10 protein-coding genes are annotated in these 11,427 nt (G+C 73.2%); 7 read left to right on the plus strand and 3 right to left on the minus strand.

What is annotated here, in order from left to right; all coding sequences use genetic code 11:
- Positions 1-312 precede the first annotated feature (312 nt).
- A complete protein-coding gene (locus tag AB0C19_RS32970; protein WP_357191748.1) occupies positions 313-1,359 on the plus strand; it encodes a S1 family peptidase in 1,047 nt (348 codons plus the stop codon).
- Between the two features lie 96 nt (positions 1,360-1,455).
- Here AB0C19_RS32970 and AB0C19_RS32975 read toward each other — a convergent pair whose 3' ends face one another.
- Both AB0C19_RS32975 and AB0C19_RS32980 read right to left on the minus strand, forming a co-directional pair.
- Positions 1,456-2,079, minus strand: coding sequence for a DUF998 domain-containing protein (locus AB0C19_RS32975; RefSeq protein ID WP_357191750.1), 624 nt, complete (start codon positions 2,077-2,079; stop codon positions 1,456-1,458).
- A 106-nt stretch (positions 2,080-2,185) separates the two neighbouring features.
- Complete coding sequence (locus AB0C19_RS32980; protein WP_357191752.1) at positions 2,186-2,920, minus strand: DUF998 domain-containing protein; 735 nt, start codon at positions 2,918-2,920, stop codon at positions 2,186-2,188.
- A 154-nt stretch (positions 2,921-3,074) separates the two neighbouring features.
- On the opposite strand from AB0C19_RS32980, the gene aspS reads away from it, so the two are divergent.
- From aspS to AB0C19_RS33000, 4 genes are all read left to right on the plus strand, one after another.
- Positions 3,075-4,880, plus strand: coding sequence for an aspartate--tRNA ligase (aspS, locus tag AB0C19_RS32985; RefSeq protein ID WP_357191754.1), 1,806 nt, complete (start codon positions 3,075-3,077; stop codon positions 4,878-4,880).
- A gap of 97 nt (positions 4,881-4,977) precedes the next feature.
- A complete protein-coding gene (locus AB0C19_RS32990) occupies positions 4,978-5,790 on the plus strand; it encodes a sugar nucleotide-binding protein (RefSeq protein ID WP_357191756.1) in 813 nt (270 codons plus the stop codon).
- Positions 5,791-5,855: 65 nt separating this feature from the next.
- Positions 5,856-6,464, plus strand: coding sequence for a helix-turn-helix domain-containing protein (locus AB0C19_RS32995; RefSeq protein WP_357191758.1), 609 nt, complete (start codon positions 5,856-5,858; stop codon positions 6,462-6,464).
- Positions 6,461-7,747, plus strand: coding sequence for an MFS transporter (locus AB0C19_RS33000; RefSeq protein ID WP_357191760.1), 1,287 nt, complete (start codon positions 6,461-6,463; stop codon positions 7,745-7,747). Before AB0C19_RS32995 ends, AB0C19_RS33000 begins: the two co-directional genes overlap by 4 nt.
- A 39-nt stretch (positions 7,748-7,786) precedes the next feature.
- On the opposite strand, the gene AB0C19_RS33005 is transcribed toward AB0C19_RS33000, so the two are convergent.
- On the minus strand, positions 7,787-8,527 hold the full coding sequence (locus tag AB0C19_RS33005; RefSeq protein ID WP_357191762.1) for a GNAT family N-acetyltransferase: 741 nt from the start codon (positions 8,525-8,527) through the stop codon (positions 7,787-7,789).
- 140 nt (positions 8,528-8,667) lie between these two features.
- Here AB0C19_RS33005 and AB0C19_RS33010 point away from each other — a divergent pair, with 140 nt between their 5' ends.
- Positions 8,668-8,889, plus strand: coding sequence for a hypothetical protein (locus tag AB0C19_RS33010; protein WP_210784931.1), 222 nt, complete (start codon positions 8,668-8,670; stop codon positions 8,887-8,889).
- A gap of 74 nt (positions 8,890-8,963) precedes the next feature.
- Positions 8,964-10,502: a replication-associated recombination protein A gene (locus tag AB0C19_RS33015; RefSeq protein ID WP_357191765.1), complete on the plus strand. Its 1,539-nt coding sequence runs from the start codon at positions 8,964-8,966 to the stop codon at positions 10,500-10,502.
- Positions 10,503-11,427 lie beyond the last annotated feature (925 nt).

Here is an 11,427-nt window from a genome sequence, read left to right on the forward strand (position 1 = left end):
CCGTCGTCCGTCGCCCGTCGTCCGTCGCCCGTCGCGCCCGTCGTCCGGCGCGGGGGGACATCGATGATCGTGCGCGTCAAAAGTGGGGCGGATGTCGGTTGGGTGTGACGGTGGCTGTTCACCAGCGTGTCGGGGGTGTTGCGGCCGTGCGACCAACCGACATCGGTGAATCCGGGCGAATCCAAGCCTTGTGAATGATCTTAAGTATGTGAATACTTCAGTTTCACCAGGCCGGTTTCCCCAGATCGGCCGGGTTGCCCTCGGGTCAGCCGCCCCCGGCAGACCCGCTCCCCCGCCCAGGAGGTTTGTTACATGCGACCCACGAGGTCCTCATTCCGCGTTGCGGCCACAGTCGCCGTTTCCGGAACCCTGGTCGTCGGCTCGCTCATCGGCGCGCCCGCCCAGGCCGCTCCTGCCGCGTCGCCCGACGCCGCCGCCGCGATCTCCGCGGAACTCGGCGACCGCTCCGCCGGCTCGTACATCGACGCCAGCGGCAAATCCGTCGTCACCGTGACCGACGCGGCCGCCGCCAGCAAGGCGAGCAAGGCCGGCGCCGTCGTCCGCTACGTCACCCGCGGCGCCGCCGAGCTCAACCGGGCCACGGCCGAGCTGGAGCGCTCCGCCAAGATCCCGGGCACCGCCTGGTGGAGTGACCCGGTCACCAACCAGGTCGTCGTCTCCGTCGACAGCACCGTCACCGGTGCCAAGCTGGAGCGGGTCAAGGCCGCCGCCGCGCGGGCCAACGGCGCGGTCCGGGTCGAGGCCGAGGCGGGCGTACTGAGCACCCGGATCTCCGGCGGCCAGGCCATCTACGCCGGCGGGGGCGGGCGTTGCTCGCTCGGCTTCAACGTGCGCAGTGGCAGCACCTACTACTTCCTGACGGCCGGGCACTGCACCAACATCTCGGCCAGCTGGTACTCGAACTCCGCCCAGACCTCGCTGCTCGGTACCCGTACCGGCACCAGCTTCCCGGGCAACGACTACGGCATCGTGCGGCACAACAACTCGGCCAACGCCGCCGGCAACGTCTCCCTCTACAACGGCAGCTTCCGGGACATCACCGGCGCCGGCAACGCCTCCGTCGGCCAGTCGGTGCAGCGCTCCGGCAGCACCACCGGCCTGCGCAGCGGCTCGGTGAACGCGACCAACGCCACTGTGAACTACGCCGAGGGCTCGGTCTCCGGTCTGATCCGCACCAACGTCTGCGCCGAGCCGGGCGACAGCGGCGGCTCGCTGTTCGCCGGCGGCACCGCCCTGGGTCTGACCTCCGGTGGTAGCGGCAACTGCCGCACCGGTGGCACGACCTTCTTCCAGCCGGTCACCGAGGCGCTCAGCCGCTACGGCGTCAGCGTCTTCTGATCCACGCACCGCTCGCGGGCCGCCGGAGAAGTTCCGGCGGCCCGCGTCGCGTTGACGGCCACCGCACTCAACCGGACACCGGGCGAACGAGGACGCTCAGCCGGGCCCGGACGATCCCGGTCGGCGCCGGCCAACCAGCACAGCGGCCAGCGGTACGACCGCCTCGGCGGCCGCCACCAGCCGCTCGGTCAGCCCGATCCATGCCCCGTCGGTGAAGAACTCGACGGCGAACCAGCCAACCAGCCCGAGGAGGACCGCCGCCGCCGTGAGCGCCAGCCGGCGTATGAAAGCCGGCGGGTGGCGGTGCTCGCGGTCCAGGGACGGCCTCGCGCGACAGGGCACTGCCAGGGCCGGCCAGACTGCCAACGCTCCGAACGCCACACCGGCGGCCACGGCGTGTGTCGTCGAGCCACCGGTCGGGCGCTGCGGGAACGCGACCACGACCAGTGTCGCCAGCCCGCCCAGCGCGAGTAGCGCTCGGCCCGCCAGCGCGGCGGTGACCAGGCCGAGCGCGGTCGTCAGGTGACAGAGGCCCAGGCCGATCAGCCCGACCGTCATGATCCAGCGATGGTCCGCACCCGTGGCGGCGAGCGCGCTGATGGTCTGCCGCACCGGGTCGAACCCGTCGGACTGGGCGGCCTGCGCCAGGGTCCAGCCGCCGACAAGGAACAGGGGTGCGCCACCGGCCGACAGCAGGGTCCAACGGGGAGCGGTGGACATTGGGCGATCGTAACGATGCGAGACCGGCGCTGTTCCCGGGCTGACCCGCCGACGGTGCGGTCGCTCGAGCAGGCGCGGGCGACGGAAAGTCGGACGGGCCGCCGACTCACGGCAGCAGGTCGGGGCGCCCGGGGGTTGGCCCACTCGGTGGTCCGAGCGGATCCGGGGGTACGACGCCGACGGTCGGCAGGTCCGGGCCGACGCGTACGGTGCCGCCGGTCGACCAGGCCAGGTGCGCGCGCCGGGCGGAGAGGACAGCCAGCAGCGGCCAGAGGGAGACCGCCACCGCCGTCACCCGCTCGGCCAGCCCAGTGCGCGACCCGCTGGTCACCTCGAACGCGCACCAGCCGAAGAGCGCCAGCAGCACGAGCGTGGCGCTCAGCCCCACCGCCCGGCGGAACGCCCAGGGCGGCTCCGGTCGGGTGGGGTGCTCGGTGTCGTGGCCGCGCGGCAGCCGCAGTGCCGAGCCGGCCGGCCACAGCACCAGGGCGAGGACGGCCACCGTCGCCGCGACGCCGTGGCTGAGCGAGCCGCCGACCGGCGGCCGGGGAAAGGCGACCAGCGCGATGGTGGCCACGCCACCGATCGCGAGCAGGAAGCGGCTGGGCAGCCCGGCCGCGTGCAGGACGGCGGCGACCGACAGGTAACAGCAGCCGAGCAGCACCAGGGCCACCACCATGATCCAGGCGTCGGTGGCGTCCTGTCCTGCCAACTCGCTGATGGTGTCCCGGACCGGGTCGTACCCGACGGGCTGTCGGGACTCCGCCACCGTCCAACCGGCCACCAGCAGCACGGGCGCCGCCGCCGCCGTGGCGACGGCCCAGTTCGGTACGGGCCGCATTTCGCCACGTTAACCGGCGTGGCTGCCGGGGGAGTCGGGTTCGGCGGTCCACCCCACCAGCGAATCGTGCCGGCCTGCCGGGTGCCCGGAGGCGAGGCGGCCACCCCTGACAGAATGCCTGTGAGGACTGTTCCACGATGAGGAGTTGCCAGCCGTGATCCGTACCCACAATGCCGGAAGCCTGCGCGCCGCGGACGCCGGCTCGACGGTGACGCTCGCCGGCTGGGTGGCCCGCCGCCGCGACCACGGCGGGGTCATCTTCGTCGACCTGCGCGACGGTTCCGGTGTTGTCCAGGTGGTGTTCCGCGAGGAAGACGCGCACGCGTTGCGCAACGAGTTCTGCGTGAAGGTCGTCGGCGAGGTGACCCGCCGCCCGGCCGGCAACGAGAACCCGGAGCTGCCCACCGGCGAGGTCGAGGTGACAGTCGTCGAGTTGGAGGTGCTCTCCGAGGCGGCGCCGCTGCCGCTGCCGGTGGACGACCAGATCGAGGCCGGCGACGACATCCGACTCCGGTACCGCTACCTGGACCTGCGCCGCAGCGGCCCGGCGAACGCGCTGCGGCTGCGCTCGCGCGCCAGCCACCTGGCCCGGGGCGTGCTGCACGAGCGGGACTTCCTGGAGATCGAGACGCCGACGCTGACCCGCTCGACGCCGGAGGGCGCCCGCGACTTCCTGGTGCCGGTGCGCCTGCAGCCGGGCAGCTGGTACGCGCTGCCGCAGTCACCGCAGCTGTTCAAGCAGCTGCTGATGGTCGGCGGCATGGAGCGGTACTACCAGATCGCCCGCTGCTACCGCGACGAGGACTTCCGCGCCGACCGGCAGCCGGAGTTCACCCAGCTCGACATCGAGATGTCGTTCGTCACCGAGGACGACGTGATCGACCTCGGCGAGGCGATCGTCTCGACGCTGTGGAAGGACCTGGCCGGGCACGAGATCTCCGGGCCGATCCCACGGATCACCTGGCACGACGCGATGGCCCGGTACGGCTCGGACAAGCCGGACCTGCGTTACGGCGTCGAGCTGACCGAGCTGACCGAGTACCTGCGCGGCACCGAGTTCCGGGTCTTCGCCGGGGCGATCGACGCGGGCGGCTACGTCGGCGCTGTGGTGATGCCGGGCGGCGCGGCGCAGAGCCGCAAGGAGCTGGACGGCTGGCAGGACTGGGCGAAGGCGCGTGGCGCGCGCGGCCTGGCGTACGTGGTGCTGGACGCCGAGACCGGCGAGGCGCGCGGCCCGGTGGCGAAGAACCTCTCCGCCGAGCACCTGGGCGGGCTCGCCGACACGGTCGGCGCCAAGCCTGGTGACGCGGTCTTCTTCGCCGCGAGCACCACCACTCGGGAGGCGCAGGAGCTGCTCGGAGCGGCCCGCGTCGAGATCGCCAAGCGGTCCGGCCTGATCGACGAGAGCGCCTGGGCGTTCTGCTGGGTGGTCGACGCGCCGATGTTCGAGCGCACGGACGAGGGCGGTTGGACCGCCGTGCACCACCCGTTCACCTCACCGAACGCGGAGTGGGTCGACCGGTTCGAGGAGGCCCCGGACCGCGCCCTGGCGTACGCGTACGACATCGTCTGCAACGGCAACGAGATCGGCGGCGGGTCGATCCGTATCCACCGGGGTGACGTGCAGAAGCGGGTCTTCGACCTGCTCGGCATCACTCCCGAGGAGGCGCAGGACAAGTTCGGCTTCCTGCTGGAGGCGTTCAAGTACGGCGCGCCGCCGCACGGCGGTATCGCCTTCGGCTGGGACCGGGTCTGCATGCTGCTCGCCGGCGCCGACTCCATCCGTGAGGTCATCGCCTTCCCGAAGACCCGGGGTGGCTTCGACCCGCTGACCAGCGCCCCCACCCCGATCACCGCCCAGCAGCGCACCGAGGCCGGCATCGACGCCAAGCCGAAGCCCGCCGCAACGGCCCACACCGGAACGGCAGGCCCGGCAGCCCCGGTGGCAGACCCAGTCTGACCCGCCCGCTCCTGCTTGGTTGATCAAGAGGTTTGCGTCATCATCGCCCCGCGAGATGACGCAAACCTCTTGGTCGTCAGTGGGGGAGTGGGCTGGGATGCGGGTGCTTGTTGTCGGGGGTAGCGGGTTACTCGGGCGGTCGGTCTGTCGGCGGGGCCTCGGGGCCGGGTGGTCGGTTGTAGGGACGTTCCACTCCGGTGAGATCGCCGTGCCGGGTGTCGCGGCGCGCCGGCTGGATGTGACCGACCGGGCCGCCGTGCGTGGGCTGGTCGCCGAGGTGCGGCCGGACGCCGTGGTCGGGACCCCCTATCGGTACGGGGACGGGGCGGTCACCGCCGACGGGGCGGCGCACGTGGCGCTCGCCGCCGCCGAGGTGGGTGCCCGGCTGGTGCACGTGTCCAGCGACGCGCTGCACGCCGGACGACCCGTGCCGTACGCCGACGACGAACCACCCACGCCGGTGCACGCGTACGGTGCCGCGAAGGCGGCGGCCGAGACCGCAGTACGGGCGATCGACCCGGGCGCGGCACTGGTACGGACCTCCCTCATCGTGGGGGAGGGCAGTAAGCAGATTCAGCTCTGCCGGGAGGCGCTCGCCGGCCGGGCCACCCTGTTCAGCGACGAACTGCGCTGCCCGATCGACGTCACCGACCTGGCTGACGCCGTGCTGGAGCTGGTCGCCTCGATGTACGCCGGTGTGCTCAACGTGGCCGGCCCGGACGCGGTCAGCCGGGCCGAGCTGGGGCTGCTGGTCGCCGAGCGGTACGGCCTGGACCCGGCCGGGCTGAGGACCACCACCAGCGCGGCCACCGGTCTGGTCCGTCCCCTGGACGTCCGCCTGGATTCCGCGCGCGCCGCCGCCCTGCTGCGCACCCGACTGCGGGGGGTACGCGAAGTCCTGGCACCCTGAGAATCATGCACACCTTCTATGCACAACTCTTGTGCATAGAAAGTGTGCAGAGATAGTGTGCGGTCATGGCGAACGATGAGGCGACCCCGCGGCCGGCACCCCGCGAGGTGCGGATCGACAAGCGGCAGGTCCGGGTGCTGGCACACCCGCTACGGATGCGGCTGGTGGGCGCCCTGCGTGTGAAGGGGCCGGCCACCGCCACCACCCTCGCCGAACTGCTCGGCACCAACACCGGTGCGACCAGTTACCACCTGCGGCAACTCGCCGAGGTCGGGCTGGTCATCGAGGATCCCGACCGGGGCGGTGGGCGGCAGCGCTGGTGGCAGGCGGCTCACGACGTCACCAACTGGGAGCCGACCGACTTCGACGACGACCCCGACGCACGGGCCGCGATCGAGTGGATCCAGGGCGACCAGGTGCGGCTCCTCGTCGAGACCGCCGAGCGCTGGTTCGCGACCCAGCACGAGTGGTCCTCGGCCTGGCGGGACGGCTTCGGCATGAGCGACATCTTCATGACCATCCCGCCGGCCCGGCTGGAGGAACTCAAGACGGAGATGTGGCAGTTGCTGGAGCGCTACCACCGCGAGGCCGACTCCACCGACGCCGTCGACCCGGAGGCCAAGCCGGTACAGGTGTTCATGGCGGCCTACCCGTTGCGCGAGGGTCCGGCATGAGCGCGCTGACCGTACGCCAGGTTCGGCGTCGTTACCTCACGCTCTACGGTCTGCGCTGGCTGCCCACGGGTCTGATGATCCCGGTGATGATCCTGCTGATGCAGGAGCGCGGCCTGTCGCTGCCGCAGATCGGCCTGGTCTCCACGGCGCAGGGGCTGCTGGTGCTGGCGCTGGAGTTGCCCACCGGCGGGCTCGCCGACGCCCTCGGTCGTCGACCGGTGCTGCTCGCCGCCGGTGTGCTGAATCTCGCCTCGCTGGCGCTGTTCGCGGTGGCCGACTCGTTCTGGCTGTTCTTCGTGGTCTGGGCCTTGCAGGGCGTCTACCGGGCGTTGGACAGCGGCCCGTTGGAGTCCTGGTACGTCGACGCCACCCTGGCCACCGACCCGCAGGCCGAGTACGAGCGCGGTCTCGGCTACGCCGGCACCGTCGTCGGTGGAGCCATCGGCGGTGGCGCGCTGCTCAGCGGTGGTCTCATCGCGCTCGGCCCGATCGGGCCGGTCACCGCGCTCACGGTGCCCGTGTTGGCCGCCATCGTCGCGCAGGCGGCGGCGCTCGTCGCGCTTGTCGTGCTGCTTGTCGAAGAGCGGCCGGCCACGGGGTTCGCGGCGCTGCGGGCCTCGGTGGTCCAGGCGCCCCGGATGATCGGCCAAGCCGTCGGCCTGCTGCGTCGTTCCCGGGTGCTGCTGGCGTTGGTGGCCGTCGAGTTGTTCTGGGGCTTCGGCATGGTCACCTTCGAGTCGCTGCTGCCGGTGCGGCTCGCCGAGGTGATCGGCAATCCGGAACGCGCCGCGGTGCTGCTCGGGCCGGCGAACTCGGCCGCCTGGCTCGCCTCGGCCGCCGGCGCGGCACTGACCCCACTGCTGCTGCGCTGGTTCGGCGCCGCCCCGGGTGCGGCAGTGCTGCGCATCCTCCAGGGCGTGACGGTGGTCGGGATGGGGTTGTTCGCCGGGCCGGTCGGCGTGCTGGTGGCCTACCTGGCCTGCTACGCCGTGCACGGCGCGTCCAACCCACTGCACAACGGGCTGCTGCACCGGCAGGTCGACGGACCGTACCGGACCAGCGTGCTCTCGCTGAACTCGATGATGGCGCAGCCGGCCGGCGCGCTCGGCGGGGTGGTGCTCACCGCGCTCGCCGCCGCCACCAGCGTCAGCGCCGCGATGGTGGTCGGCGGTGTGGTGTTGGCCGTCGCCGCCCCGCTCTACCTGCCCGCCTGGCTGGCCGGCCGTCGGGCCGCCCCGGCCGCCGAGCCGACAGCGGGTCCGGTACCCGCCGCCCACAGTTGAGCGAGGGGCCCCTTGTCCGCAAGGGGCCCCTTCCACCGGTCAGGCGAGGCGGATCGAGCTGAGCGGGAGCGTGTTGGTGTAGCCGAGCCGGCGGTAGAGCCGCCCCGCGCCGACGTTGTGCGTATAGACGCCCAGCCCCACCGTGTCGTGGCGCGCCAGTAGCGCCCGGGTCATCCCTGCGGTCAGGGAGGCACCCAGCCCTCGACCTCGTTGGTCGGGGGCGACGGTCAGGCCGGCGACGAAGCCGACGTCGCCCTGGCTGCGGTCCGCGCCGCACGCCACCAACCGGTCGCCGGCCCGGATGCCGTACCAGTCGACCACCCGTGGGTCGCCCGGCCGGGAGGTGCTGCTGGGGAACGACTCCTCGACCAGCGCCGCCAGCGCCGGCTGGTCGGCCTCGGTGAGGCGTACCACCGGCTGCTCGTCCGGCTGCGTCGGTGGCACCGTGTCGGTCCAGTGGAAGTCCCAGTCGCTGTGGTCGGCCACCGCCAGCCTGTCGGCCAGCAGTGCGCGGTCGTGTCGAGGCAGGTGCAGCCGCTGTCCGGGCTGGAGCATTCCGTCGGCGGCGAGCGCGACACAGATCTCCAGCGCCGGTTCGGCCGGGCCGATCGCGCAACCGGCCGGGCCGTACTCGGGCGGGACCAGCCACAGGACGGCGCCATCACGCCGGTACGCGCGCGCCGGTGTGGCCCGCCCGAGCGCGTGTCGGGCGAACGGGTGATGGCCGACGGCGGCCAGGACGGCGCTCCGGTCCTGGAGCACCCGGTCGTCGATGATCATGCGGTCAAGCCTAGGAGCCGGGTGTCGCACGCCTCCGCCGGGCCGTCGCGGCGTGGCCGTCTCCACCGTGGAGATTGGCGAGTCGACCGATTGGGTACATCACGCGCCGACCTACTGGGAACCCCCACCGGAGGACCGACATGCTCGCCATTCTCGCGGCCATCGTTTTTGGCTTTGCCCTGCTGCTCGACCTGCTCGGCACCGACTTCGGCGCACCCGACCTGTTCAACTGGAACACCCTCGTACTCATCGGGTTGCTTCTGCTCTCGCTCTACCTGGCCGGCGTGGGCAGCGGCCCGCGCGGTGGCGGCGGCGGTGGCGGTGGCCGCTGGTACCGGGGCCGTCGCCCCGGGCGTGGCTGACCGGAACCGATCACCGGTGGCGGGCCCGCGGCGCGATTCCGGCGTCGTGGGCCCGGCCCGGTACTGTCTTCGTGATGGAGTCCGACGCCCTCTTCTCCCTCGGTGAACCCGCCGGGTCGCGCAGCGCGCCCGACGGTCCCGCCGGTGTCGACGGCTTCACCGCGGTGGCCGACGATTCGCCCCTGCCCGTCCGGATGCGCCCGGTGACCCTCGACGAGCTGGTCGGGCAGGAGCACCTGCTGGCTCCCGGCGCACCCCTGCGGCAACTGGTCTCCGGCGGGGCTCCGATGTCGGTGATCCTCTGGGGCCCGCCGGGCAGCGGCAAGACCACCATCGCGCACCTGGTGGCCGGAGCCACCGACCGTCGATTCGTCGCCATGTCGGCGCTCTCCGCCGGCGTGAAGGACGTCCGGGCGGTGATCGAGGCGGCGCGCCGCCAACGCCGTTCCGGCGGCCCGCAGACAGTGCTCTTCATTGACGAGGTGCACCGCTTCAGCAAGACCCAACAGGATTCGCTGCTCGCCGCCGTCGAGGACCGCACTGTCACCCTGCTGGCGGCGACCACCGAGAACCCGTACTTCTCGGTCATCTCACCGCTGCTGTCGCGGTGCGTGCTGCTCACCCTGCAACCGTTGGACGACGAGGCGGTGCGGGGCCTGCTGCGCCGCGCGGTCGTCGACAAGCGTGGCCTGGACGGCGCACTGGCCCTGACCACCGAGGCCGAGGACCACCTGGTCCGGCTGGCCGCCGGTGACGTCCGTAAGGCACTCACCGCCCTGGAGGCGGCGGCGGCCTCCGCCACTGCCCTGGGTGGTGGGCGGATCGACCTCGCCACCGCCGAGCAGGCCGTCGACGTGGCGGCGGTGCGCTACGACCGAGACGGCGACGCCCACTACGACGTGGTCAGCGCCTTCATCAAGAGCATGCGCGGCTCGGACGTGGACGCGGCGGTGCACTGGCTGGCCCGCATGCTGGTCGCCGGTGAGGACGCCCGGTTCATCGCCCGCCGTCTGGTCATCTTCGCCAGCGAGGACGTGGGCATGGCCGATCCCGGGGCGCTGAGCGTGGCGACCGCCGCCGCGCACGCGGTCGAGTACGTCGGGTTGCCCGAAGCGCAGCTCAACCTCGCCCAGGCGGTGATCCACCTGGCCACCGCGCCCAAGTCGAACTCGGCCACCACCGCCATCGGCGCCGCCATCGCCGACGTCCGGGCCGGGCGCGGTGGCTCGGTGCCGCGAGGTCTGCGCGACGCGCACTACGCCGGCGCCCGAGGGTTGGGCCACGGGACCGGCTACCGCTACCCGCACGACGACCAGCGCGGCGTGGTCACCCAGCAGTACGTCCCGGACGACCTGGTCGGCACCGACTACTACCAGCCCAGCCCGCACGGTGCGGAGCGGTCGGTGGCCAGCCGGTTGCCGCTGCTGCGCCGGATCGTGCGTGGTCTGCCGGCTCCGGCCGCGCGCCCGCAGACGCCGACATCCGAGCCGTCCGTAACGGCGCAGACCGCGCCAGCGCTATCCCCGGGGGCCGCCCGTCCGACGACGGGCACGGATGCCTCCGGCACGATGCAGGACAGCGGCACCGACGCCGCAGGAGAGGGTCAACAGTGAGATCGCGTGGTGGGGACCGCCCGGACGAGGGCCCGGACGAGCGGCGCGATCCCCGCGCCAAGACCCGCCGTTGGGGTCGCGGCCGGCCGGCTGAGCCCGAGCCGGAGGAGCCGGTCGCCGGCGAGGAGTTCGGCTGGATCGACGACCTGCGCTCGGCCAAGCAGCAACGTACCGAGCTGGGCCCGGACGGCGCACCCGCGGAGCCGAACCGGCCCCGTGGGGGCATGCCGCCGGCAGACCCGGCCGGGCCGCCGGCACAACCCACCCCGCCTACGCCGGGAGAGCCGGCCGGTGCACGCGGCAGTGCGCCGGAGTCCTCGGCGCCGCCGGCCCCGGGCCAGAGTGAACCGGGCGGTGCCGCCGCCCGTCGACCGGTCGACGGGCCCTGGCCCGGAGAGACGCCGCCAGCGGGTCGTCGCCCGGACAACCGACCACCCGCCGCCGGCCCCGCACCCGGGCAGCCGCCGCGCCGCGGCGTGCAGCCGGTGCCCGGCGCCCGCGCCGCCGTTCCACAGTCGCCACCCGCCGCTCGCCCGGGCGGGGGTGACCCGGCCGGCCCGCAGGGGCCTCGTCCGGCACCCGACGCGCCCGCCCGTCCGCGTGGTGCGGCAGCCCCTCCCGGCCCACCCGTGGGCCCACCGACCTCAGGCCCCCCGGCCGGTCGTCGCCCGGACGCCCCCGCTTCGCCGGCCCGACGTCCGGACGCCGCTGTTCCGCCGGGCCGTCATCAGGAGCCCGCCGCACCCGGCGGTCATCCCGACTCCATGCCGCCGCTACGCCGTCCGGATGCTGGTCCGCCGGTCCGCCGACCCGGCCCGGAGCAACCTGTCGAACCCGGCCGTGCCCGGCCGCCCGCCGACGGCACGCCCGCCGGTCGCCGCGCCGCCAGCTCGGCACCCGACCCGGCGCGCGCCCCCGGAGCACC

Source organism: Micromonospora sp. NPDC048842 (assembly GCF_040649935.1).
GTDB lineage: Bacteria > Actinomycetota > Actinomycetes > Mycobacteriales > Micromonosporaceae > Micromonospora > Micromonospora hortensis.

Coding starts and splice junctions, on each gene's coding strand:
- AB0C19_RS32970 (WP_357191748.1), top strand. CDS start 313: ATGCGACCCACGAGGTCCTCATTCCGCGTTGCGGCCACAGTCGCCGTT.
- AB0C19_RS32975 (WP_357191750.1), bottom strand. CDS start 2,079: ATGTCCACCGCTCCCCGTTGGACCCTGCTGTCGGCCGGTGGCGCACCC.
- AB0C19_RS32980 (WP_357191752.1), bottom strand. CDS start 2,920: ATGCGGCCCGTACCGAACTGGGCCGTCGCCACGGCGGCGGCGGCGCCC.
- AB0C19_RS32990 (WP_357191756.1), top strand. CDS start 4,978: ATGCGGGTGCTTGTTGTCGGGGGTAGCGGGTTACTCGGGCGGTCGGTC.
- AB0C19_RS32995 (WP_357191758.1), top strand. CDS start 5,856: ATGGCGAACGATGAGGCGACCCCGCGGCCGGCACCCCGCGAGGTGCGG.
- AB0C19_RS33000 (WP_357191760.1), top strand. CDS start 6,461: ATGAGCGCGCTGACCGTACGCCAGGTTCGGCGTCGTTACCTCACGCTC.
- AB0C19_RS33005 (WP_357191762.1), bottom strand. CDS start 8,527: ATGATCATCGACGACCGGGTGCTCCAGGACCGGAGCGCCGTCCTGGCC.
- AB0C19_RS33010 (WP_210784931.1), top strand. CDS start 8,668: ATGCTCGCCATTCTCGCGGCCATCGTTTTTGGCTTTGCCCTGCTGCTC.
- AB0C19_RS33015 (WP_357191765.1), top strand. CDS start 8,964: ATGGAGTCCGACGCCCTCTTCTCCCTCGGTGAACCCGCCGGGTCGCGC.